Raw genomic sequence first — 23,595 nt, forward strand, 5'->3', positions numbered from 1 at the left:
CCAGGAGTCACAGGGGAGTTGGCCGGATCTCAGCTGCTCTTCGGCTGGCCTGCCTTGAGGATCTCCGCGACATCGAGCTTGACCTGTGCCCCGATGGAATCGGGCAGGGTGACCATCTCACCAGGGGAGTACAAGCGGTGGGTTGTGTACTCCTCGTCGGCAGGGTCGGTGAGGACGTGTAGACGCTGGTGCTTGCGGTCGACGATCACGTAGACGGGGACATCGGCGTCAGCGTAAGCGCTGACCTTGTTGTGCAGATCAGTCTTCCAGTTGCTGGAGGTGACTTCCAAGACCATTCGGAAGGCGATGGAGTCGTAGCAGTTGCGCTCGATGTGGTGGTCGTCGATGTCCGCGTCGACGATGCAGAGGTCGGGGGTAGCGAAGTCCTCGGGAGCGTCGGGCAGCCAGATGCTGACATTCTGGAGGATTGCTGTATCACCCCCGTGGAGCCCGGCCATAGCGAAGGGCAGTACAAGGGTGGTCAAAGCCCAGGCATGGGCAGCGTCCGGGGACGGGGTCACGAGGATCTGGCCTCCGATGATCTCGACGCGATACCCCGGATGGCGTTCCATGATCTCTTCGGCCAGGGCCGTCAGCGAGATCTCGTCGTGCGGCTGTGGCTCGACGGCTGCTGTGGACATCGGTGCCTCCTGTGGGTGGTGCCGAGAGCATCATCGTAGGCCGGGCACCACCGGTATGTCCTTAACGATCACGTTCACCCAAACGGGTGTCCGCACGCCAGAGGACCCCGCTCCCAACGGAAACGGGGCCCTCACGGCCGTACGAGAAGCCGTACCGAAAACGACCTCAGAACCGGCGCGTGATCAGGGCCTTCTTGACCTCGGCGATCGCCTTCGTGACCTCGATGCCACGCGGGCAGGCGTCCGTGCAGTTGAAGGTGGTGCGGCAGCGCCACACACCGTCACGGTCGTTGAGGATCTCCAGCCGCTGCTCCCCGGCCTCGTCGCGCGAGTCGAAGATGAAGCGGTGGGCGTTGACGATGGCCGCCGGACCGAAGTACTGGCCGTCGTTCCAGAAGACCGGGCAGGACGACGTGCACGCCGCGCACAGGATGCACTTGGTCGTGTCGTCGAAGCGCTCGCGGTCCTCGGCGGTCTGGAGGCGCTCACGCGTCGGCTCGTTCGTGTCCTTCGTGATGAGGAAGGGCATGACGTCGCGGTACGCCTGGAAGAACGGCTCCATGTCGACCACGAGGTCCTTCAGGACCGTGAGGCCCTTGATGGGCTCGACCGTGATCGGCTTCTCGGGGTTGATGTCCTTGATCAGCGTCTTGCAGGCAAGGCGGTTCTTGCCGTTGATCCGCATCGCGTCCGAGCCGCAGATGCCGTGGGCGCAGGAGCGGCGGAAGGTGAGCGTGCCGTCCAGGTCCCACTTGATCTTGTGGAGGCCGTCGAGGACGCGCTCCTTGGGGTCGATCTCCAACTGGAAGTCTTCCCAGGTCGCCTCGGCCGAGATCTCCGGGTTGAAGCGACGGACGCGGAACGTGACCGTGATGTAGGGAGAGGCCGCGGACTCCGCCTCGACCTTGTCCAGAACAGGGGTTGCCATCAGTACTTACGCTCCATCGGCTGGTAGCGGGTCTGGACGACCGGCTTGTAGTCGAGACGGATCGACTCGGCGCCGTCGTCGCCCACCTCGCGGTACGCCATGGTGTGGCGCATGAAGTTGACGTCGTCGCGGTTGGGGTAGTCCTCGCGGTAGTGACCGCCGCGGGACTCCTTGCGGGCCAGGGCCGAGACCGCCATGACCTCGGCGAGGTCGAGCAGGTTGCCCAGCTCGACGGCCTCCAGCAGGTCCGTGTTGAACCGCTTGCCCTTGTCCTGGATCGAGACGTTCAGGTAGCGCTCGCGCAGCTCCGCGATCTTCTCGACCGCCGTCTTGATCGTCTGCTCGGTGCGGAACACCATGACGTTGGCGTCCATGGCCTCCTGCAGCTCACGACGGATCACCGACACGCGCTCGGTGCCCGTCGACGAGCGCAGCCGCTCGACCTGCTCGACGACGAGCGAGGCCGGGTCCTCCGGCAGCTCGACGTAGTCCGCCGTCTGGCTGTACTCCGCCGCCGCGATACCGGCCCGACGGCCGAACACGTTGATGTCCAGGAGCGAGTTCGTGCCCAGACGGTTGGCGCCGTGGACCGACACACAGGCCACCTCGCCGGCCGCGTACAGGCCCGGGACCACCGTGGTGTTGTCCGACAGGACCTCACCCTCGACGTTCGTCGGGATGCCGCCCATGGCGTAGTGCGCGGTGGGCTGGATCGGGATCGGGTCCGTGTACGGCTCGATGCCCAGGTAGGTGCGCGCGAACTCCGTGATGTCCGGGAGCTTGGCGTCCAGCTGCTCCGGCGGGAGGTGCGTGAGGTCGAGGTAGACGTGGTCGCCCTCGGGACCGCAGCCGCGGCCCTCACGGATCTCCGTGTAGATGGAGCGGGACACGACGTCACGGGACGCGAGGTCCTTCATGACCGGCGCGTACTTCTCCATGAAGCGCTCGCCGTCCTTGTTGCGGAGGATGCCGCCCTCACCGCGGGCGCCCTCCGTCAGCAGGATGCCCATGCGCCAGATGCCGGTCGGGTGGAACTGGAAGAACTCCATGTCCTCCAGCGGCAGACCGCGACGGTAGACCGCCGCCTGGCCGTCGCCGGTCAGCGTGTGCGCGTTCGACGTCACCTTGAAGAACTTGCCGGTGCCGCCGGACGCGTAGATCACGGCCTTCGCCTGGAAGACGTGGATCTCACCGGTCGCGAGCTCGTACGCCACGACGCCCGCCGACCGCTTGACGCCGTCGACCTCGACGAGCAGCTGGTCCAGGACGTAGAACTCGTTGAAGAACTCCACGCCCTCCTTGACGCAGTTCTGGTACAGCGTCTGGAGGATCATGTGGCCGGTACGGTCCGCGGCGTAGCAGGACCGGCGGACCGGGGCCTCACCGTGGTTGCGGGAGTGACCGCCGAAACGGCGCTGGTCGATCGTCCCGTCGGGCGTCCGGTTGAACGGCAGGCCCATCTTCTCCAGGTCGAGGACGGCGTCGATGGCCTCCTTCGCCAGGATCTCGGCGGCGTCCTGGTCGACCAGGTAGTCACCGCCCTTGACCGTGTCGAAGGTGTGCCACTCCCAGTTGTCCTCCTCCACGTTGGCCAGCGCGGCGGCCATGCCGCCCTGCGCGGCGCCCGTGTGGGAGCGGGTGGGGTAGAGCTTCGTGAGCACGGCGGTACGGCTGCGCTTCGTCGACTCGATCGCGGCGCGCATGCCGGCGCCGCCCGCGCCGACGATGACGGTGTCGTACTTGTGGATCTTCATCAGGAATTCCTCAGCCCCGTGCCTAGCGGATGTTCGGGTCGAAGGTGAAGATCACCAGCGTGCCCAGCAGGATGGTGAACACCGTGGCGGTGTAGAGCAGGCCCTTCAGCCAGAGCCGGGTGTTCGCGCGCTCCGCGTAGTCGTTGATGACCGTGCGCAGGCCGTTGGCGCCGTGCAGCATCGCGAGCCACAGCATCAGCAGGTCCCAGACCTGCCAGAACGGGGACGCCCAGCGGCCGGCCACGAAGGCGAAGCCGATCTTGGAGACGCCGCCGTCGAGCACCAGCTGGATCAGCAGATGGCCGAGGACCAGGACGACCAGCACGATGCCGGACAGACGCATGAACAGCCAGGCGGCCATCTCGAAGTTGCCCCGCGTGGACTTGGGGGTCTTCTTGGTGCGCTTGCGCGGGGCCTCGATGAGGGGGGCCGGGTTGTCGACGTCGTAGAGGGATTCGCCCTCGACGGGGCCGATACCGGACGCGGTCTTCTCGGTGATGGACATGCGCGTCAGCTCCCGAACAGTTCACGAGCGGCGTGACCGAGGACGGGGTAGATCGCCCCGACCATCAGCACGACCCACAGGCCGACGACCGACCAGAGCATCTGCTTCTGGTAGCGCGGGCCCTTCGACCAGAAGTCGACGGCGATGACGCGCAGGCCGTTGAGCGCGTGGAAGAGGATGGCGGCGACGAGGCCGTACTCCAGACACGCGACGAGCGGGGTCTTGTAAGTGGCTACGACCCTGTCGTAGTCCTCGGGGGAGACACGGACGAGAGCGGTGTCCAGCACGTGAACGAACAGGAAGAAGAAGATGAGGACGCCGGTGACTCGATGAGCCACCCAGGACCACATTCCTTCCCGGCCGCGGTACAGCGTTCCAGCCGGCACGGAAGTCCCTCCGGGAGCGGGGATTGGGGCCGCCGGCTTGTGCTGTCGGTCTGGCCCGGCCGGGTACGGTCCACCGGCCCCCAGCATCGTAGCGATGCGCCGGCGCTGGGCTTAAGCCGGGACCAGCGGTGTGATCAAAGTGGCACGCGTTTGGGTGAGCGTTGGCGGGGTCTGGGGTGGTGTGTGGGGTTATTTGCCGGGCGTGGTGCCGTTGTGGCTGGTCGCGCCCCACGGTGGAGCCGCCGATGTCACGGCCCCGAGCCCCTGAGGGCGTCCACCAGGCGTCCCTTTGCCAGGCGCCGTAGCTCCTCCGCCGCCACGACCCGTTCCTCCTCCGGATCGTTCGTCAAACGTGACCGGATGCCCGCCAGTACGTGGTTCAGGGCCTCGCCCGGAGGCAACCCGTCCAGGCAGATGACGAACGAATGGCCGAACTTCGCCTCGTATGCCGCGTGTGCCGCGCTCAGGGCCATATGGGCGGCTTCGTACATTCCGTCCGGCAGCGCCGGCAGCGTCTCTCCCGCCAGGGCCTCCGACAGGTCGCCCGGGGACAGGTCGTACGCCGCCTCGTCGGACGCGGCCTGCAAGGAGGCCAGGTCCGGGTACGGGCGGTGGTCTGCCACTCGGCGGGCCCAGCGGAGGCTGCGGAGGCAGGTGAGAAGGAGGTGGTGGGCTTCTTCGGGGGACGCGGTGTTGAAGGCGTCCAGCAGAGTCGGCGACCGTGGGGTGCGGGTCTGCTCGGGCAGGGCCGGTATGGCTACTCGGCCGGGAAGGTGTGTGGGCGTCACGTGTGTTTCGGCAGGGGAAGCTGTGTGAGGTGTTGCGTCACGTTATCGAGAGTGAGCATCACGTGTCCGACGGACAACCGAATTTCACCCGAACGGCAGAGTTTCGGAACGTCGGGTGGACACTTCCGGCCACCCTTCATGTCTAGGTTGGCGTCGTGAGCCAGCACAGGCGCCGGCCGTCGGCGGAGAAGGCACGGCAGACACGGCAGATGAGGACACGGGTGGTCGTCGTCGCGGCGGTGGCCGCGACCGTCGCCGCGGGGGTGGGGCTCGGGTTGTGGGCCTCCGGGGACGGAGGTGACGGCGGGCCGGCGGGATCCGCGCGGCCGACGTCCTCCGTCGGGGCTTCGGCGGCCGCGCCCAGCGCTTCCCGGGAGGCACCGAGTCCGTCGCCCACCCGCTCCTACCCCCTCTCGCGGACCCCGCGCACGATTCCCGCCGTCCAGGCGCACACCCCGGCGCGGGGCCCCGGCTGGCGGCCGCAGCGCGGGGCGCGGGTCGTGGTGAGCGACGCGGAACTGGCCGAGGAGGGGCGGCTGGTCGCGGGCGAGCTGGGGCTGACGTACGCGGGCGAGCAGGGGAACGACAGGGACGGGGATCTGCGGCTGGCCCTCGACGACGGCGAAGGGGGCGATCCGGAGTCGTACACCATGACCGTGCGCGGTGGGCGGGTCAGCATCAGCGGGGCTGCCGACTCCGGGGTCTTCTACGGGACCCGCACCCTCAAGCAGGAAGTGCACGGCGGCGGTACGGCGCCGGAGGGCGTCGTGCGGGACGCGCCGGCCAAGGCGGTGCGCGGGTTCTCCCTCGACATCGCGCGCAAGCACTTCACCGCGGGCTGGATCGAGGACCGGGTCCGGGAGCTGGGCGACCTGAAGTTCAACCAGCTTCAGCTGCACTTCTCCGACGACCAGGGGTTCCGGATCGAGTCCGACTCGCACCCCGAGATCGTGTCCGCCCAGCACCTCACCAAGGCCGAGGTCCGGAAGATCGTCGCGCTTGCCGCCCAGCGGCACATCACCGTCGTACCCGAGATCGATTCACCCGGACACCTGGGTGCCGTGCTCGCCGCGCACCCCGAACTGCAACTGCGCAACGTCTCCGGCGTCGCCACCCGCGGCGCGATCGACATCTCCAAAGGCGGGTCCGCCACGATCGTCGACGATCTGCTCGACGAGTACGCCGACCTGTTCCCCGGTGTGCCCTGGCACCTCGGTGGCGACGAGTACCAGGCGCTGGTGGTGAGCGACCCGGAGGCGTCGTTCCCGCAACTGGCCGCCGCCGCGAAGGAGGCGTACGGGTCCGGCGGGACCGTCGCCGACCTCACCACCGGGTGGCTCAACGACCGCGCCGACACCGTGCGCGCCCACGACAGGACCCCGCAGGCCTGGAACGACGGCTTCTTCCGGGGTACGACCGTGCAGCCCGACGCCGACATCCAGGTCGCCTACTGGACCGGCAAGGAGATCGGGGCGCGGCAGCCCGTGGAGTATCTGAGCGCGGGGCGCGAGCTGATCAACTACAACGACGAGTTCCTGTACTACGTCCTCGGACAGCCCAACAACTTCGTCTATCCGACGGGGCAGCGGATCTACGAGCTGTGGACGCCCCGGGTGGTGCGCGGCACGCTCGCGGTCCCGGCGAAGTACGACGACCGGATCCGCGGCGGGTACTTCGCCGTCTGGTGCGACCTCGCGAACTCCCAGACCCAGGACCAGGTCGCGGCCGGAGTCCGGCTGCCGCTGAGGGCTCTGGTCCAGAAGCTGTGGGACGCGGAGAAACCGGCTCTGTCCTGGACGGACTTCAAGGCGCTGGCCGATCGACTGGGCTGAGGGTGACGAGTGGACTTACGGCGCCTGCGAACCGTATCTTCCGCTTGCCGCGCGTAAGGCTCTGGGGAGGGCTGGGTGCGGCGTTCCGATTTCTCAGTACTCGGGGGGGACAGCCTCACCATGATCGAAAATCCGCAGGCCCAGCTCAACGCCGTACCGACCGCCTGGCTGCGGTCGCCGATCGGGTTCGGGTGGGCCGCCGTCGCGGGGCTCGGTGTCGTGATCGCCACCGACCTGTTCGCGGTCTGGGCGGACGTCGTCATGCGCGACGTGACCGGCGACCTGGCGAGCGGCGCGGCGGTCGGCGACCGCGCCGACCGTGCGGACCGGCTCTACTCCATCGCCGGCACCGTCCAGACGGCCGCGCTGCTCACGACCGCCGTCCTGTTCGTGTGCTGGTTCCACCGGGTGCGGGTCAACGCCGAGGTGTTCCGGCCGGACGGCCACGGCAAGACGCGGAGCTGGGCGATCTGGGGCTGGATCGTGCCGATCGTCAACCTCTGGTTCCCGCGCCGGATCACGCTGGACATCTGGGACGCCAGCAGCCCCTGGGGCGCGCCCCGGCCGCACGGGCTCGTCAACACCTGGTGGACGTTCTGGGTCATCTCGCTGCTCTCCGGACGGGCCGCGTCCCGCGCGTACACCAAGGCCGACAGTGCCGAGGAGATCCAGGACGCGGCGGGCCAGATGCTGTTCGCGGACGTCGTCGACATCGTGGCCGCCGCGCTCGCCATCGTCGTCGTGCTGCGGCTGACGCGGATGCAGAACGAGAAGGTGCGGCAGGGGCCCGCCCCTGTCTTCGCCTGAGGGACTGGTGGCTGCATGGGTCGGCCCCTGTCCCGGGCCGAGGGACCGGCCCTCGTAGCTGCCGGGGCGGGTTCGCGTCTGCGTCCGAGGGGCGCGCCTCGTCTCCGCCTGGAGACCGGCCGCTGCCTCCGCCTGAGGGGCCTGCTCCCGTTCCCGCCCGAGGCGTCGGCCTTCGTTCCCGCCTGACGGGCCTGTCCCCGTTCCCGCCTGAGGTATCAGCTCTCGTTCCCGCCTGACGGGTCGGCCCCGTGCACGTCTGGAGGGTCGGATTGTCCGATACGGCTGCGAACTGCCGTGCGACTGTGGTGTATTCGGCCCCGAGCCGCAGCCGAGACGCCGGGGGGAGCCGGGAATGGGCTACTGGGGGTATTTCGTCGTGGGCCGCAGTGAGCGGCCGCTCGGGGAGTTGGACGCGCTGGCGGGGGCCGAGGGGCTGAGCCTGCGGGCGGAGGCGTCCGGGGGGTGGCAGGTGTGGGAGTACCCGAGCGGGGAGGGGGACGTCGGGTCCATGAACTCACTGGCCCGGGAGACCGGGGCGCCCGCGCTCTTCGGGTACGTGATGGACAGCGACTGTGTGGTCGTGGAGGCGGCCGGGCCCCGCAGCGGGGCGTGGACGACGTGTCTGGCGCGGGCCGCGATGGCCAAGTACATCGGCGCCGACAAGGAGGGCCTCACGCTGGAGGACTACTTCCTGGAGCCGCGGGACGCCGCCGAACGGGCCGTCTCGTGGGCCGAGGAGGCCGGGCACGCCGTGGCGGCCGAGGGGTTGGTGGAGGTGCTGACCGCGGACCCCGACCCGTTGGCCGAAAACCTGTTCTTCCGGCTGCTCGACCGACTCGCCGTGGTCCCCCTGTGACACTCCGGCGCCGTCGCACGCAGTAAGGGGAAGTGCGGGCTCCGTCAGGGAAACCGCAGGCGAGGGAGGCGTGGATGAGTCTGGTGGAGCTGATCGCTCAGGCCGACGAACGCGGACTGGCCGCCAGCGGGTTGGCTTGTTTGGACCGGTGCGTGCCCCTGCTGGGCGGTGACGACGAGCTCCTGAGACCGCTGTGGGCGAGCCTCGCCGACACCGGCGACTGGGGCGCGGGTCTCGAGGTCGCGCGCGGCAAGCTCGGGGGCGGGGAGGAAGCCGCCGAGGACGAGGCCGCCGTGCTCGCCCGCCGGATGCTCGACGCCGCGCCCGCCACGCCGGACGCCGCCGAGGTGCGAATGTGGGCCGACGCCTGCTCCGTCGCCTCGCTCCAGATCCACCGGCTTCTCGACCCCGCCGCCGACGACGCCCCGCTCGACGCCCGCCGCGAAGGCCGCACGGAGGGCATACCCCCGCTCGTCGCCGCCGAACTGCGCCGCCAGGTCACCGTCCTGGAGGTACTCGCCGGACACGGCACGGCGGGGTTGCGGCGGGCGCTGGAGGTGTCGGTGGAGGGGCGCCGGGTGTTGCGGGCGGTGGTGTCGCGGCGGGCTCGGGGGCGGAGTTGACGGCCTGAAGGGTGAGTGGGTCAGCCACCCGACCACCCGGCCACTCCGCTGCGGTGAGGCTCGGTTGGTCAGCCACCCGACCACTCAGCCACCCGGCCACAGCGAGGCTCAGAGGACCAGCCACTTCACCACCGCATCGCCGTACTGCGCCGTCTGCCCGTAGAACGCCGTGAGATCCCGATGGGCCGCCGCGAACGCGCAGCGCAGTTCCGGCTCCGCGTCCTGGCCGTCGTACGGCTTCAGCAGGTCGACGCGCGCGTTCCGCCACAGGTCCTCGAAGTCGGCGGTGGCGAGATAGGCGGCGACGCGGTTCGTCTGGGCCGCGGTCAGCAGCAGGAACGGCGGTGCCGACGGGTCGGGGTGCGATATCGGCCTGCCCCCCATGACCACGTGCGTGTGCGGGCCCTCGCCGGTCAGGGCATCGGTGTACAGGCGCTCCTGGTCGAGGTAGCCGCCGTCCAGCACCTCCTCCCGGTGGCGGCCGATGCGCACCCGTACGGCGTCCCAGTCGTCCTCGAAGAGCTTCTCCAGCCAGGCCGGGCTGTTGCGCAGTGCGGCGGGCGGAATGGCGCGGAAGTGGAAGTACATGCTCATCAGTGACAGGAGCGCACGGGAGCGGCGAACCGTCACTCCCGGGCAAAACGCGCACCTGAGAGGGGACTGTGCCCGTCGTGGGGCGGAGGTGGGGCGGTCCTGCGCCGGTATCGGGAATGGGGCCGGAATCGGGTGACGAACCGGCTCCCCCGCACGCTCTTGGGGATGTGACGACCCATGTGACGACACCTCAGGTGACCAGGCCCCCGGCGGCGGCGAAGCCGATGCGGTGGGCGGCGGACGCGGTGGCGACGATGCGCGAGGGCGCGCGGGTGCGGCTCGACTACTCGGCGCAGAGTCTGTGGCGTGTCGACCGGATGGTCGAGGACCTGCGACGCGAGGGCACGCCGTACGAAGCCGTCGAGGCGGTGCTGCGCGGCTTCGGCGCGTACGCGGGTGAGGTGATCGCCCGTCAGTCCGGTGCCGAGTGGTGGACGAGCGGGGGTGACCACTGGATCCGTACGCCCGACGGGCTGCTGTGGGATCCGATGGACGAGGCCCGGCGGTGTTTCGCCGGGCACGGGTCGCTGCGGTTGCTGTGCCGGGACGCGACGGGTGCCGCCCGGCCGTGAGGGCCGGTTCCTGAGCGGCTTCCCGGGACGGCCGGGACCCCGGGCAGTGGGCGGGGTCCCGGCCGTCGTTCCGGCGGTTCCGGTGCCTTACGGCGCCAGCGCCTGGCCCAGCCGCGCGTCCGTCGGTGTCGCCAGCGTGGTCTTGCTGTAGATCACCGCGTCCGCGTACCCGAGGCCCGTGCTGTTGCTCGGCAGGTGGAGGAGGATGCCGTCGCCGGTGTCCTCGTTGTCGGCGCCGAAGGTGAGGTCGGCGCGGCCGTAGCCGGAGAGGTCGGTCAGGGAGACCGAGGAGCCGAAGCGGTCGTCGGTCTCCGTGGACCCGGGGATGCCCGAGGTGTCCTGCGAGACCGCCACCGAGCCGGAGCCCGTCAGCCCCGACGCCGTGCCCTTGACCAGGATCGCGTTGCCCGCGTTGGTGCGGTTCACCCCGTCGCGGACCAGGTCCTCGCCCGGGGCGCCCGCGAGGACGTCCGCGTAGCCGTCGGCGTTGTAGTCGCTGACGGAGACCGAGCTGCCGAGCGCGTCGCCGGACTCGTTGCCGCCGGGGACGGACGTCGTGTCCTGGTGGATCACCGTCATGCCCGTGGTCGTGAAGCCGGTCGACGTGCCCGGCACCATCGTGATCTGGCCGCCCGACTTTCCGCCGGACTCGGAGGCGACCGGCTGGCCGATGACGATGTCGTCGTAGCCGTTGCCGTTGACGTCACCGGCGGCGATGGACCGGCCGCCCTTGACGGAGATCACGCCGGCCTTGGTCAGTCCGGTCGACGAGCCCGCGAAGCGGACCACGCGGCCGATGGAGCCGGTGTCGCGGTAGTTGAGGGCGACGTCCGCGTAGCCGTCCCGGTTGAAGTCGCCCGTCGCGGCGTCCAGGTAGGCGACCGCGCCGGTGGCGGTGGTGAGCGTGCCGTACGTGTACTTTCCGGCGCCCAGTCGCGCGTTCCAGTTGCCGCCCTTGCCGGCGCCCGCCGAGAAGACGTCGGCCTTGCCGTCGCCGTCGAAGTCACCGACGGCGACCGTCGAACCGAGCTTGGCACCGGCCGCCGTGACCCCCGAAGTGGTGTACGAGAATCCGGTGTTCAGCGCCGGTCCGTACATCACGGTGACGTTGCCCCGGTCGGCGTTGCCGCTGGTGTCGTCCTCGCCGGGGGAGCCGACGGCGAGGTCGGCGTAGCCGTCGCCGTTGACGTCGCCCCAGGCGGTCGAGGTGCCGAAGGCGTCACCGGTCTCGGAGGAACCGGGGACTCCCGCGCTGTTCTGCGTGAGTGTCACCTTCGAAGCCGTGACGGGGCCGTCGACGCTGCCCGGGACCACCTTCACCGCGTTGGCCTTCGGTACGCCCGCGACCAGGTCGGTCACGCCGTCCCGGTTGTAGTCGGAGGCGGGGAGGGCGTGCGAGATGCCCGGCGTCTTCGCGAGCGTGGCGATCGTCGACAGCTTCGAGTAGAGGTTGGCGCCCGGGCAGGCCGTGGCATTGGTGTCCCGGTGCCCGAAGACCCGGGGCAGCGTGATCGAGGAGCCCTTGGCGACCTTGTTGCCGTCGACGCCGGCGTCGCTGCCGGAGACCAGGGTGACCTTGCCGGTGGGGTCGATGCCGTACATCCCGAACTTCCACGCCACGATCCGCGCGATGGCGTCGAGCGCGGCCTTGCTCGGCTTGGCGCTCTCGTAGTTGCCGATGTACGAGATGCCGACCGTGTTCGTGTTGAACCCGATGTCGTGCGCGCCGATCACCGGCAGGTCCATGCCGCCGCTGCGGCCCTCGAAGATCTGGCCGCACTTGTCGACGACGAAGTTGTAGCCGATGTCGTAGTAGCCGCGCGCGAAGTGCTCCTGCTGGATGGAGCGCAGCCGGGCCCGGGAGTCGGCGCAGGACAGGGTGTTGTCGCTGTCCATGCCGGTGTGGTGGATGACGGCGGCCTTGATCTCGGTGCCGTAGCCGGGTGTGCCGTCGTAGTCCGTGGACGCGCCCCACTCGGCCTGGGTGATCACCGGCGGCTTCACGACCGTGGAGGGGCGCGGGGCCGGGACGGTGGAGGTGGGGGAGGGGGACGCGGAGGGGGAGGCCGACTCCGAGGCCGACTCGGAGGGAGTGCCGCTCGGCGTCTCCGTGACCGTCTCCGTCGGGCCGGCCGTGGGGCTGTCGGTCGCCGTGGCCGTCGGCGTGTTCGTCGTCACCGCCACGGGCGTCTGGGTCTCCGCCACGAACGCCGCCGGTTCCACCCCGCTGCCCTCGGGATCCGTACCGGGGTCGAGGAGCTTGACGTCCATACCGGCAGGCTGCCCACCCGCCTCCGTGCCGTCGGCGTTCACGACCCGCACCTCGACACCGTCGGAGTCACCGGTCCACAACGACTCCGTACCGCCCCGCAGCGCGGCCCGCTCGCCCTCGGCCCCGTCGGCCTGGCTCGGGTCGTCCTGGAGCTTCTGCCAGCCCGACCACTTGCCCGATTCGGCGTCCCGGGTGCGCACTTCGGCCGTGCCCGGGGACTTCGCGTCGGGGTTGTCCCAGGTGACGAGGACCGCGCTGAACCGGTCCGTCTCCCGCCGGTCGAGCCCCTTGCGGCCCGAGCCCTCGCTCTGGAGCCTGAGCGTGTGGACGGCCGGCTCACGGCCCCCGGCCCTGCTGTCGGACTGCGCTCCCGGATCGGCCATGGCGTACGTGACGATGCCCGCACCGCTCAGGACGACGGCCCCGGCGGTGAGCCAGGCCCGTCTTCCGAGACTGAGCGGTCTGTACGCACGGCTGTTGCGAGGACTCAAGAATCCCACCCCTGAAAGATGAACACGGTCGTATCGGCGGCCACTTGGGCAGCACCTACAGACAGCGCACAGCTTTGGCCAAACATCACGCGTTGCGTGACGACGACGTACGAGAAAACAAAAGGTTGCACGGAGCCTGTGAGGCATCTGTGTGGGAAGGGCCACGTCCGTGACCCGTGATGTTCCTGGGGCGGCATCCGCTGGGACAGCGGGGAGTGCAAGCCGAACGAAGGGGTGGGGGCCATGGAGAAGCAGGCCGAACGGGTGCCGTGCGCGAGCGGGATGCGAGGGCGGGCGGCGGAGTTCGTCGCCCGGGTCACCGCCCGCAACCGGCTGCCGCTGGACTACTCCGTGGCCAGTCTGCGGGTCGTCGACTTCCTGGTCGACGGGTTGCGCAAGGGGGGTGCCGACCGGGAGCGGGTGAGCGGGCCGCTGCTCGCGCTGGGTGCCTACGTCGGTGAGGTGCTGGTGCGCCGGGCGGGCGCGGTGTGGGTCGATCTGGACGAGGCGCAGCGCGGGTACTTCGGTCAGCCGGTCGGCGTCCGGATGCCCGACGGCCGGGTCTGGAACCCCCTCGGCAAGGTCCTCAACCGCTTCGAGGCGGGCGGCCCCGAGGAGTCCCTGCAGACCTTCTATCTGACCTTGCACGGGCGGGTCCGGCGAAGGAGCGCGGCGTGACGCGGACCATCGACGTCGCGTACGGCATGGGCTGGGACGCCGGGTCCGTCCTCGGGCCGATCGGTCCCGAGGAGGCGGCCGCGCGGGATGCGGCGGGGCAGCCGTACGCCGTCGTACTGCGGCAGACCGGCAGCGCCGAGGCCGTGGTGGCGCAGGTGGCGCGGGCGCGGAACTACCTCGGCGTTGCGGTGTACGACGCCCAGGGGCGGCGCTTCCTGGAGGTCGATCTGCGGCAGCTGGACGCGGACCGGCTCTTCCTGCGGCGCCGGAGTGCATGGGCCTACCCGGACGACCTGGCGCCCGAGTTCGCGCCGGACGCGGGGCGGGTCACGGTGTCGCTGTGGCCGGACGGGCGGGGCTCCGAGATCGTCGAGCCGCAGGGCGACAAGGGTGGCTCGCGGCACACGGTCGCCCAGGTGCCGGACGGGCAGCGGTGGTTCGAGGTGCCCGGGTTCGGGTGCTGGGAGCGGCTGTTCGCGCCGCTGGGCATCGAGGGCGCGGACCGCGTCGAGCTGCGGGAGATCACGGACGTACCGCAGGGCGGGACCGCCCAGCCCAACTGGCGGGCACCCGAAGGGATGCGGCCCAGTCACCTGGCCGAACTGTTCGTCGCGGGCACCCGGTTCTCGTCGCCCGACGGCGAGTACACCGTGCGCGAGCCGATCGAGGCGGGGACGCTGCTGCTGCCCAGCGGGCGGCTGGTGGCGAAGGACCCCACGTACGGGGCGAGCGACGAGGACGCCGGGTTCACCGCGACGGTGGCGCCCGGGAGGTACCCGGTGCAGATCGCCCGCGCCGCCGCGAAGTTCGAGGAGTACGTCGCCGCGCGCGTCCTGGTCTCCGACCGGCCGGCCGTGCGCTGGGATGCCGCGCTGCTCGACGGGCAGGACGAACGGCTGCTGGGCGAGGGTGAGTTCTACGGCTTCGGGGTCGACGCCGGTACGGCCGCCTTCACCGACGCCACCGCCGCACCCGACCTCGGGCGCCGGTACTGGGACGACCTGGTCGCCGGTACGCAGGTGGAGGACGTCCACGGTGTCGCGGTCGTCGACGACCCGGCGAACGGCACCAACCTCGTCGCCTACCCGAGCGGCCGGGGCGACGGCTCCTACCCGGTCTGGGTGGGCCGGGACCGGGAGGGGGAGGTCACATGCTTCGTGGCGGACATGCTGGTCCTGCACCGGGCGGAGCCGAGCCCGGCGGAGGCCGTCACCTGATCAGGCCGTGGACGCGGTGGATCCGGGGAAGCCCGCCGCGTCCATGGCCGTCCCCGCGACACGCGGGGCGCAGTGACACATCTGGGGCGTCCGGCGCTGTTGACCGTGGGGGAACACCCGCAGAGGCGGTCATGCAGAACGGTGCCGGACCGCCACGAACCGGTACGGACGAGGACAGTTCTTGGGTCGAGGAGGGGAACCCCGCCGCGTGCAGGCGTACGACGGGGAGCTTGGCGCGGCCGTCGCGCGGGCCCAGGAAGGCGACGAGGCCGCCTTCGCGGTCGCGTACCGGCTCGTGCAGCCCGGCCTGCTCGGCTACCTCCGCGGGATCGTCGGCGACGACGCCGAGGACGTGGCCTCCGACGCCTGGCTGGAGATCGCCCGCGACCTCGGCCGGTTCAAGGGCGACGGGGCCGGCTTCCGCGGCTGGACCGCCACCATCGGCCGGCACCGGGCGCTGGACCATCTGCGCCGGCTGAAGGTGCGGCCCCGGTCGGCGGCGCTGGAGCAGGACGTACTGGATCTGCCGGGCCCGCACAGCACGCACGACCAGGCGCTGGAGTCCATCTCCACGGACCACGCCCTGGAGCTGGTCCGGGGCCTGCCCCGCGATCAGGCGGAGGCCGTGCTGCTGCGGGTGGTCGTCGGTCTCGACGGTCCCTCCGCCGCCCGCGTCCTCGGCAAGCGGCCGGGCGCGGTGCGTACCGCCGCCTACCGGGGGCTGAAGCGTCTGGCTCAGCAGCTGGGCGTCGAGAGTGTGACGGATGACGATCCCCGGACGCTGGGGGAGTCGAAGCAGTGAAGGACGACGGCGGCAGGCCGGACAGGGACAGGGACAGGGGCGGGAACGGGCATGGGTGAAGGGCGGAGCGGCGGCGGGGTCCCCGGCCGTCGGCATGTGCACCCTGGCGGTACCGGCTCCCCGGACGCCGACGGGGCCGACGGCCTGGAGGCGCTGCTCGCCGCCGCCATGCGCGCGGACGCCGCCCCGCGCGCGAACCGCGCCGGTGACGAGGGCGAGCGGCAGGCCGTCGCCGCGTTCCGGGCCGCCCGCGACGCCGGGGAGCACCGGGCCCGCACCCGCCGCCGGGACGACTGGCGGCCCCGGGAGCAGCGCCGGGTGTCCCGTTCGCTGCGGACCACGCTCTCCGTGTTCCTGGCGAGCCTCACCCTCGGCGGCGTCGCGTTCGCCACGATCGGCACGGGCGGCTCGTCGCCCGAGGCCGAGAAGAAGGACCCGCCCCGGCCGCGGACGTCCGCCCCCGTACGGCAGCCGAGCACCACGGCCCCCGCCACCGAAAGCCCCTCCGCACAGCCCGACCGTCCGGTCACCGCCCAGGACACCGAGGCCCTCTGCCGCGCCTACGACAAGGTGCGGGGCCGCGGCAGCGCACTGAACTCCACGGCCTGGCAGCGGCTCGTGGACGCGGCCGGTGGTGAGGGGAACCTCGCGCGGTACTGCGCGGACCAGCTGGCACAGGGCGAGAAGGCGGACGAGCCCGGCAAGAGCGAGAAGAACGCCGACAACACGGCCGGCAAGAAGAAGCAGTAGCCCGGCAGGACCCCGCAGCCAAAGCAACGGCCGGGGCCGCCACCCCCCACAGGAGAGGCCCCGGCCGTCGCGCGGCACGGGCCGCGCGGCGACCCGTACTTCCTACAGCGCCATGGATGCGTTTTCTGTCACACCGGGGGAGTACCCGCCCCGTCCCGCGGTAGTTGCATCTTGTACGGACATGGACGAGCAGCGGTTTCAGGTCGTAACGTGCCTTTCGCGCCGAGCGCGGAAGCGAGAGATCACCGCAATCGCAGGCGGCCTCGGGGCCGCGACCATCGACTGAGGAACCATGCGTGCTGGGGGATGACGCGGAGCTGACCGCCGCGGTGCTTGCGGCACAGGACGGGGACGAGACCGCGTTCCGGACTGTGTACCGCGCCGTGCACCCGCGGCTGCTCGGATACGTCCGGACGCTGGTCGGTGATCCGGACGCCGAGGACGTCGCCTCCGAGGCGTGGCTGCAGATCGCCCGGGACCTCGAGCGGTTCAGCGGGGACGCGGACCGCTTTCGCGGCTGGGCCGCCCGTATCGCCCGTAACCGCGCCCTGGACCACATACGTATGCGCGGCCGCCGCCCCGCCATCGGCGGCGACGAGACCGAGCTGACGGGGAAGGCCAGCGAGTCCGACACCGCGGGCGAGGCCATGGAGGCCCTGGCCACCGACAGCACCCTCTCCCTCATCGCCCGTCTTCCGCAGGACCAGGCCGAGGCCGTGGTGCTGCGGGTGGTGGTGGGTCTCGACGCCAAGACCGCCGCCGAGACGCTGGGCAAGCGGCCGGGGGCCGTACGGACCGCCGCGCACCGGGGTCTGAAGAAGCTCGCCGAACTGCTCGGCGCCGATCTGGAAGCGGACGGTGTGCTCGACGCGCTCCCGCCCCAGCGAGAGCCGCACACTCGTGCGGTGACGTCCGCGAGTGTGACGCATACGCGTCCGCGGACGCAGAAGGACATGTGATGGCCGACAAGCAGTACGGGTGGCTGGACCGCGAAACGGCGGAGCGTTTGCTGCGCGGCGAGTCACTGGACAACGCTGTCGACGCCGCCGACCGCGACGATGCCGAGCGTCTCGCCAAGACCCTCGGCGCGCTCTCCGTGGAACCCCCGATGAGCAGCGCCGAACTCCCCGGCGAGGCCGCCGCCCTGGCCGCCTTCCGCAAGGCACAAGCAAACCGCGGCACGGCTGCCACCCGAACCCACCCGGCCCCCGGGGCCACGCCGACCGCACCCACCCCCTCACCGGGCGCCGCCTCCGGCCAGACGCTGTCGGCTGACGCTGCCGGTCATGCCTCACCGGCGGCCGACTTCGGGCACACCCTGTCCGGCTCCGCGCCAGGTCACGCCCCGTCGGCCAGCCCCTCAGGTCACGCCGTGTCGGCTGCCACCTCCGGTCACGACCGGTCGGTGAGCCCCTCAGGTCACCCCCGGTCGGCTGACGCCTCCCGTCGCGGCCCCTCCGCCGCCCCCGGTGGCGGCCCCTCCACCGACGCCGGGCTCATCCGTATCGGCGCTCCCGGTCACCGTGCCCTGCGTTCCCGTCATCGGCGGCACGTGCGGTTCGGGGTGGCTGCTGTGGTGGCGTTCGGGATGGTCGGTGGGGTGGTTGCCGCGGCTGCGACCGGGGTGCTGCCGAAGCCGTTCGGGGAGGACGGGCCGCGGCCCGGTGCCTCGGTGTCGGCCGCGGTGACACCGGACCGTCCGCTGGTGTCGCCGTCGCCGGACGGTGCCGCGGAGGGCGAGCCGACGCCCGAAGGTTCCGCCGGTGCTTCCCCCGATCAAGGCACCCCGCGTTCCGACGCGGGCGGCGCTCCGAGCGCCGACCCCGACGGACACGGCCGGACGGGCGGCTTCGGCTCCTGGTGGGACGGGGCCCCGTCGGCCTGCCGCGACATCCGTGACGGCAAGCGGCTGTCCACCGACCGCAGACGCGCCCTGGAAGGGCTGGCGGGCGGCTCCACGCGCGTGTGGAAGTACTGCAACGACGTACTGAAGACCTCCGACGGTCAGGCCGGTCCGGAAGACGACCGCAGGGACTCGGACAAGGACCAGGACGGTCCGGGCGGTGACGACGAAAGCCACCACGGAGCCCCCGGCGGTAATGACCAGGGCAACGACGGCAACGACCACCACCAGAACGGTGGCCTCTCCACCCCCTCGCCGTCCCCGTCGGACGACGCCACGCTGCAGCCGAAACGCGCCGCCGCCGTTCCCGAACCGTCGCCCAACCCGTCCTACTCCGCCCTGTGACCTGCATGTCCCCGGGGTGTTGAACTTTTTCCGCGACGGGTGTGACATTTTCGGCCGCGGTGGCGCTGAGATGAGTGAGCCGACTGGTCATCGGCCGTCGCACAGAGCCGGGGTTCCCCCCGTACTCACGGCTCGTGCACCTCGGCGCGGGCGGGACACGTTCCCCCGGTCCCGCCCGCGCCCCACAGGTCACCAGTGCACGACGACCTTGTCGCCGTCGCGGACCTCGTCGAACAGCTCCGCGATCGCCGCCTCGTCCCGCACGTTGACGCAGCCGTGCGAGGCGCCCGCGTAGCCCCGGGCCGCGAAGTCGGACGAGTAGTGCACCGCCTGGCCGCCGCTGAAGAACATCGCGTACGGCATCGGTGAGTCGTAGAGCGTCGAGACGTGGTGGCGCGACTTCCAGTAGACGCTGAACACGCCTTCCCTGGTCGGTGTGTACTCCGAGCCGAACCGCACCGGCACCGTGGTGACGGTCCGCCCGTCCACCATCCAGCGCAGTGTGCGGCTGGACTTGCTGATGCACAGCACCCGGCCCGTCAGACAGCGTGCGTCCGGCTTGTCGGCCGGCTGCCCGCCCATCAGATACAGCTCCCACTTGCCGGGCTCATGGGTCATCTTCAGCAGCCGCTGCCAGGTGACGGAGTCGGTCTCGCCGGTCTTCGGCAGCCCACGCTTGCCCTGGAACCCCTTGACGGCCTCCTCGGTCATCCCGTCGTACGTCCCCGTCGGCCCCTCGAAGATCCAGGCCACCTGTCGCAGCCGGGCCTGCAGCTCACGGACGTCACGGCCGGTGTCGCCGGGGGAGAGGAGCACCTTCGGCGGGGTCTTCGTCGGCTCGGCGCTGGGCTTGCCGTCCTCCGCGCCGGCCGAGGACGAGGGGGAGCTCTTGGGCAGCTCGACCCGCACCGGGCTCTTCCCGTCACCCTCCGCCGCCTGCACGGTGCAGCCGCCCACGGCCGCCACCGCCACCAACGCGGCGATCACTCTCCTCATGCCCTCTGTACGCATGTCCGCCCCCGCCTTCTCACCACTCGTGTCACCAGAGATGGCTTCCCGCGGATGACTGGTTGCGAACGGCGCGGCATTGTTGTGAGGGACCGGCGAGTGATTCCTCAGCGGGAGGCGGCACACCATGGCGCGCGAGTCGGAGTCCGGACTGCCCATCGAACCGGTCTACGGTCCCGGGTCCCTGGACGGCTGGGATCCTGCGGAGAAGCTGGGCGAGCCGGGCGCGTACCCCTTCACCCGTGGTGTCTACCCGTCGATGTACACGGGCCGGCCCTGGACCATGCGCCAGTACGCCGGCTTCGGTACGGCGACGGAGTCCAACGCCCGCTACCGGCAGCTGATCGCCCACGGCACGACGGGCCTCTCGGTCGCCTTCGACCTGCCGACCCAGATGGGCCACGACTCGGACGCCCCGATCGCCCACGGCGAGGTCGGCAAGGTGGGCGTGGCGATCGACTCGGTCGACGACATGCGGGTGCTGTTCGACGGGATCCCGCTGGACCAGGTCTCGACGTCGATGACGATCAACGCGCCCGCGGCCCTGTTGCTGCTGATGTACCAACTGGTGGCGGAGGAACAGGGCGTACCGGCGCGGCAGCTGACCGGCACGATCCAGAACGACGTGCTGAAGGAGTACATCGCGCGGGGGACGTACATCTTCCCGCCGAAGCCGTCGCTCCGGCTCATCGCCGACATCTTCAAGTACTGCCGGACCGAGATCCCGAAGTGGAACACCATCTCGATCTCCGGCTACCACATGGCGGAGGCGGGGGCCTCGCCCGCGCAGGAGATCGCCTTCACGCTGGCCGACGGCATCGAGTACGTCCGCACGGCGGTGGCGGCCGGAATGGACGTCGACGACTTCGCCCCGCGTCTCTCCTTCTTCTTCGTGGCCCGTACGACGATCCTGGAGGAGGTCGCCAAGTTCCGTGCGGCCAGGCGCATCTGGGCGCGCGTGATGCGGGACGAGTTCGGCGCGGAGAACCCCAAGTCCCTCATGCTGCGCTTCCACACCCAGACGGCCGGGGTGCAGCTGACGGCCCAGCAGCCGGAGGTGAACCTGGTCCGGGTCGCCGTCCAGGGCCTCGCGGCGGTGCTGGGCGGCACGCAGTCCCTGCACACGAACTCCTTCGACGAGGCGATCGCGCTGCCGACGGACAAGTCGGCGAGGCTGGCCCTGCGTACGCAGCAGGTCCTGGCGTACGAGACGGACGTGACGGCGACGGTCGACCCGTTCGCGGGGTCGTACGTGGTCGAGAGGATGACGGACGACGTGGAGAGGGCCGCCCTCGACCTCATGCGCAGGGTCGAGGACCTCGGTGGCGCGGAGGCGGCCATCGAGCACGGCTTCCAGAAGAACGAGATCGAGCGCAGCGCCTACCGCATCGCGCAGGAGACGGACGCGGGCGAGCGGGTCGTCGTGGGCGTCAACCGCTTCCGGCTCGACGAGGAGGAGCCGTACGAGCCCCTGCGCGTCGACCCGGCCATCGAGGCCCAGCAGGCCGAGCGGCTGGCCGGGCTGCGCGCCGAGCGCGACCAGCGGGCGGTGGACTCGGCCCTGGCGGCCCTGAAGAAGGCCGCCGAGGGCGAGGACAACGTCCTGTACCCGATGAAGGAGGCGCTGCGGGCCCGGGCCACGGTCGGCGAGGTGTGCAACGCCCTGCGGGAGGTCTGGGGGACATACGTTCCGGCGGATGTGTTCTAGCGTGCGACACTCGCTTTCATGTTCGGTGTCATCGACCTCCCCACCTATCTCGCGGGCCTTGTCCTGATCGTTCTCCTCCCCGGGCCCAACTCCCTGTACGTGCTCTCCGTCGCCGCCCGGCGCGGGGTGCGGGCGGGGTACACGGCGGCGGCCGGGGTGTGGTGCGGGGACGCCGTGCTGATGACGCTGTCGGCCGCGGGGGTCGCCTCGCTGCTCCAGGCCAACGCCGTGCTGTTCGGGATCGTGAAGTACGCGGGCGCCGGATATCTGACCTGGCTGGCGGTCGGGATGCTGCGGGCCGCGTGGGGGATGTGGCGGGCGCGAGGGGAGGCGGCCGCGGTCGCGGAACCCGGTGCCGCCGATGAGCGGCCCTACCGCCGTGCCCTGGTCATCAGCCTGTTCAACCCCAAGGCGATCCTGTTCTTCGTCGCCTTCTTCGTGCAGTTCGTCGACCCCGGGTACGCGTACCCGGCCCTGTCCTTCGTCGTGCTCGGTGTGCTCGCGCAGTTCGCGAGCTTCCTGTATCTCACCGCGCTGATATTCAGCGGGACGAGGCTGGCGGACGCGTTCCGTCGCCGGAGGCGGCTGTCGGCGGGGGCGACATCGGCGGCGGGGGCGCTGTTCCTGGGATTCGCGGTGAAGCTGTCGCTCGCGAGCGGTGTGTGACTAGAGGCCCAGGCGCGCCATGTACTCCCCGAGCCCGTCGGCCGTCTCGCCCGCCCAGCCCACGTAGCCGTCCGGGCGGATCAGGAACAGGCCCATTCCGTACGAAGCCTGCTCATCTCCCTGTACGACCTTGACCGCCCCCGGCACCTCCGGCGCCTCGCTGGCGACCGCCATCAGTGTCCAGTGCGGCCCCCGGAACGCGTCGAAGAGCCGTGTCCCGCCCAGCAGCCCGTCCGGTGCGCGGTCGCCCGCCCGTACCCCGGTCGCTGTCGCCCTCGTCTCCTGGGTGAGGGACGAGTCCCGGTACCCCAGCCCCAGCTGCCGGGTCGCGTCACCGCGTCGGGTCTCCCCGCGGTGGACGCTCGCCGACAGTCCGAGCATGTCCGCGGCGATGGGGCGCCGCTCCTCCTCGTAGGTGTCCAGCAGCGTCGCCGAGGCATCGCCCCGCAGTACCGCGCCCAGCTTCCAGCCCAGGTTGTAGGCGTCCTGGACGCTGGTGTTGAGGCCCTGCCCGCCCGCCGGGGAGTGGACGTGGGCCGCGTCGCCGGCGAGGAGGACCCGGCCCGAGCGGAAGCGGTCCGCGAGGGCCATGCGGGGGCGGAAGTCCGAGGTCCAGCGGACCTCCGTCACATCGGAGGGGTCGAGGTGGGAGCCGGCGGCGACCGCCTTGCGGACGCCGTCCGGTGACACGTCCACCGCGGTGTCCGCCGGGAACCGGGCCGCCACCTGGAAGTCCTCGGTGCCCGCGAGCGGGCAGATCGCCAGGAATCCGTCGCCCTCCCCGCTCGGCGGGAAGACGTGCCAGTAGTCGCGGTCCAGGCCGGTCAGGCGTACGTCCGCCACCAGCATCGGCTGCGGGTCCACCGTCTCGCCCGTCATCCCGATGCCGAGCGCCCGCCGCACCGCCGAGCGGCCGCCGTCCGCCGCCACCAGATACCGGGCGCGGACGTCCTCGCCGTCCGTGAAGCGGGCCGTCACTCCTTCCTCGTCCTGGGCGAGACCGGTCAGCTCGCGTCCGAAGGCGACCTCGCCGCCGAGCTCCGTCAGCCGCGCCGCCAGGATCTGCTGGGTCCGCCACTGCGGCACCATCCACGGCGCGTTGTACGGGGAGTCCTCCGTCGCCTCGGCCGGTTCGAACATCTGGTGCTCGCCGACCCGCTTGCCGTCCTGCCAGACCATCCCGACCGGGTAGCTGCCGCCGGCGGCGTGGATCGCGTCCAGGACGCCGAGGTCGTCGAAGACCTCCATCGTGCGCGGCTGGATGCCCTTGCCCCGCGAGCCGGGGAAGAGCTCCTCGGCCTTCTCCACCACCAGCGCGTCCACCCCGCGCCGGGCCAGGTCGATACCGAGGGCGAGGCCGGTCGGGCCCGCACCCACGATCAGTACGTCGGTGTGCATATCGGTACGCATACGACCACTCTCCTTAACGCTGTTAAGTTCCGTCGGCCATGAGCGTGCCCTTAACGCCG

The 23,595-nt window shown here is 71.0% G+C and carries 23 protein-coding genes; 13 read left to right on the forward strand and 10 right to left on the reverse strand.

The genetic code is table 11. From position 1 onward, the window contains the following. Window positions 1-29: 29 nt before the first annotated feature. The 6 genes from OHU89_RS30840 to OHU89_RS30865 all read right to left on the reverse strand — a co-directional run bounded on the left by OHU89_RS30840 (window position 30) and on the right by OHU89_RS30865 (window position 5,002). Window positions 30-641 carry a Uma2 family endonuclease gene (locus OHU89_RS30840; RefSeq protein WP_405647673.1) on the reverse strand — a complete coding sequence of 204 codons (612 nt, stop codon included), beginning with the start codon at window positions 639-641 and terminating at the stop codon, window positions 30-32. A 166-nt stretch (window positions 642-807) separates the two neighbouring features. Beyond that, entirely contained in the window at window positions 808-1,569 is a 762-nt protein-coding gene (locus tag OHU89_RS30845) for a succinate dehydrogenase iron-sulfur subunit (protein WP_046261720.1), read from the reverse strand. Next, entirely contained in the window at window positions 1,569-3,323 is a 1,755-nt protein-coding gene (gene sdhA, locus OHU89_RS30850; protein WP_266888808.1) for a succinate dehydrogenase flavoprotein subunit, read from the reverse strand. Before sdhA ends, OHU89_RS30845 begins: the two co-directional genes overlap by 1 nt. Before the next feature lie 22 nt (window positions 3,324-3,345). Continuing rightward, window positions 3,346-3,828, reverse strand: coding sequence for a succinate dehydrogenase hydrophobic membrane anchor subunit (locus tag OHU89_RS30855; RefSeq protein ID WP_266888807.1), 483 nt, complete (start codon window positions 3,826-3,828; stop codon window positions 3,346-3,348). A 5-nt stretch (window positions 3,829-3,833) separates the two neighbouring features. Next, window positions 3,834-4,214: a succinate dehydrogenase, cytochrome b556 subunit gene (gene sdhC, locus OHU89_RS30860; RefSeq protein WP_405647676.1), complete on the reverse strand. Its 381-nt coding sequence runs from the start codon at window positions 4,212-4,214 to the stop codon at window positions 3,834-3,836. Window positions 4,215-4,462: 248 nt separating this feature from the next. Next, window positions 4,463-5,002 (reverse strand): 2-oxo-4-hydroxy-4-carboxy-5-ureidoimidazoline decarboxylase, encoded by a 540-nt coding sequence (locus tag OHU89_RS30865; protein ID WP_405647677.1) that lies wholly within the window; start codon window positions 5,000-5,002, stop codon window positions 4,463-4,465. A gap of 209 nt (window positions 5,003-5,211) precedes the next feature. Here OHU89_RS30865 and OHU89_RS30870 point away from each other — a divergent pair, with 209 nt between their 5' ends. The 4 genes from OHU89_RS30870 (at window position 5,212) to OHU89_RS30885 (ending at window position 9,120) form a co-directional block, all read left to right on the forward strand. Next, on the forward strand, window positions 5,212-6,834 hold the full coding sequence (locus tag OHU89_RS30870; RefSeq protein ID WP_405654719.1) for a beta-N-acetylhexosaminidase: 1,623 nt from the start codon (window positions 5,212-5,214) through the stop codon (window positions 6,832-6,834). Window positions 6,835-6,954: 120 nt separating this feature from the next. Beyond that, window positions 6,955-7,641 carry a DUF4328 domain-containing protein gene (locus OHU89_RS30875; protein ID WP_405647679.1) on the forward strand — a complete coding sequence of 229 codons (687 nt, stop codon included), beginning with the start codon at window positions 6,955-6,957 and terminating at the stop codon, window positions 7,639-7,641. A gap of 352 nt (window positions 7,642-7,993) precedes the next feature. Next, a complete protein-coding gene (locus OHU89_RS30880; RefSeq protein WP_405647681.1) occupies window positions 7,994-8,497 on the forward strand; it encodes a hypothetical protein in 504 nt (167 codons plus the stop codon). Window positions 8,498-8,571: 74 nt separating this feature from the next. Further along, window positions 8,572-9,120 carry a hypothetical protein gene (locus OHU89_RS30885; protein ID WP_405647683.1) on the forward strand — a complete coding sequence of 183 codons (549 nt, stop codon included), beginning with the start codon at window positions 8,572-8,574 and terminating at the stop codon, window positions 9,118-9,120. Between the two features lie 108 nt (window positions 9,121-9,228). On the opposite strand, the gene OHU89_RS30890 is transcribed toward OHU89_RS30885, so the two are convergent. Beyond that, entirely contained in the window at window positions 9,229-9,714 is a 486-nt protein-coding gene (locus OHU89_RS30890; RefSeq protein WP_405647685.1) for a DUF1877 family protein, read from the reverse strand. A 224-nt stretch (window positions 9,715-9,938) separates the two neighbouring features. On the opposite strand from OHU89_RS30890, the gene OHU89_RS30895 reads away from it, so the two are divergent. After that, complete coding sequence (locus tag OHU89_RS30895; protein WP_405654721.1) at window positions 9,939-10,286, forward strand: hypothetical protein; 348 nt, start codon at window positions 9,939-9,941, stop codon at window positions 10,284-10,286. Between the two features lie 87 nt (window positions 10,287-10,373). Here the strand turns inward: OHU89_RS30895 and OHU89_RS30900 are convergent, their stop codons facing one another. Then, on the reverse strand, window positions 10,374-13,049 hold the full coding sequence (locus OHU89_RS30900) for an FG-GAP-like repeat-containing protein (protein ID WP_405647687.1): 2,676 nt from the start codon (window positions 13,047-13,049) through the stop codon (window positions 10,374-10,376). A gap of 243 nt (window positions 13,050-13,292) precedes the next feature. On the opposite strand from OHU89_RS30900, the gene OHU89_RS30905 reads away from it, so the two are divergent. The 6 genes from OHU89_RS30905 to OHU89_RS30930 all read left to right on the forward strand — a co-directional run bounded on the left by OHU89_RS30905 (window position 13,293) and on the right by OHU89_RS30930 (window position 18,744). Beyond that, on the forward strand, window positions 13,293-13,727 hold the full coding sequence (locus tag OHU89_RS30905; RefSeq protein WP_405647688.1) for a hypothetical protein: 435 nt from the start codon (window positions 13,293-13,295) through the stop codon (window positions 13,725-13,727). After that, the gene (locus OHU89_RS30910) at window positions 13,724-14,944 is read left to right on the forward strand and encodes a DUF4241 domain-containing protein (RefSeq protein ID WP_405647690.1); all 1,221 of its coding nucleotides are present in this window, start codon (window positions 13,724-13,726) and stop codon (window positions 14,942-14,944) included. The genes OHU89_RS30905 and OHU89_RS30910 overlap by 4 nt, the downstream gene beginning before the upstream one ends. Before the next feature lie 181 nt (window positions 14,945-15,125). Beyond that, the gene (locus tag OHU89_RS30915) at window positions 15,126-15,746 is read left to right on the forward strand and encodes an RNA polymerase sigma factor (RefSeq protein ID WP_405647692.1); all 621 of its coding nucleotides are present in this window, start codon (window positions 15,126-15,128) and stop codon (window positions 15,744-15,746) included. 51 nt (window positions 15,747-15,797) lie between these two features. Next, window positions 15,798-16,496, forward strand: a complete 699-nt coding sequence (locus OHU89_RS30920) for a hypothetical protein (RefSeq protein WP_405647694.1) — start codon at window positions 15,798-15,800, stop codon at window positions 16,494-16,496. A gap of 296 nt (window positions 16,497-16,792) precedes the next feature. Then, window positions 16,793-17,455 (forward strand): RNA polymerase sigma factor, encoded by a 663-nt coding sequence (locus OHU89_RS30925; protein ID WP_405647696.1) that lies wholly within the window; start codon window positions 16,793-16,795, stop codon window positions 17,453-17,455. Then, window positions 17,455-18,744, forward strand: a complete 1,290-nt coding sequence (locus OHU89_RS30930) for a hypothetical protein (protein ID WP_405647698.1) — start codon at window positions 17,455-17,457, stop codon at window positions 18,742-18,744. Before OHU89_RS30925 ends, OHU89_RS30930 begins: the two co-directional genes overlap by 1 nt. A gap of 189 nt (window positions 18,745-18,933) precedes the next feature. Here the strand turns inward: OHU89_RS30930 and OHU89_RS30935 are convergent, their stop codons facing one another. Continuing rightward, window positions 18,934-19,740 carry a L,D-transpeptidase family protein gene (locus OHU89_RS30935; RefSeq protein ID WP_405647700.1) on the reverse strand — a complete coding sequence of 269 codons (807 nt, stop codon included), beginning with the start codon at window positions 19,738-19,740 and terminating at the stop codon, window positions 18,934-18,936. A gap of 139 nt (window positions 19,741-19,879) precedes the next feature. Between OHU89_RS30935 and OHU89_RS30940 the strand changes: the two genes are divergently transcribed. Together OHU89_RS30940 and leuE are read left to right on the forward strand one after the other, a co-directional pair. Then, a complete protein-coding gene (locus OHU89_RS30940) occupies window positions 19,880-21,460 on the forward strand; it encodes a methylmalonyl-CoA mutase (protein ID WP_405647702.1) in 1,581 nt (526 codons plus the stop codon). Window positions 21,461-21,478: 18 nt separating this feature from the next. Further along, entirely contained in the window at window positions 21,479-22,126 is a 648-nt protein-coding gene (leuE, locus tag OHU89_RS30945; protein ID WP_365392234.1) for a leucine efflux protein LeuE, read from the forward strand. On the opposite strand, the gene OHU89_RS30950 is transcribed toward leuE, so the two are convergent. Beyond that, on the reverse strand, window positions 22,127-23,524 hold the full coding sequence (locus OHU89_RS30950) for an FAD-dependent oxidoreductase (protein WP_405654723.1): 1,398 nt from the start codon (window positions 23,522-23,524) through the stop codon (window positions 22,127-22,129). It lies immediately after the preceding gene. Window positions 23,525-23,595: the final 71 nt, after the last annotated feature.

The sequence above is a fragment of the Streptomyces sp. NBC_00019 genome (assembly GCF_045041015.1).
Lineage (GTDB): Bacteria > Actinomycetota > Actinomycetes > Streptomycetales > Streptomycetaceae > Streptomyces.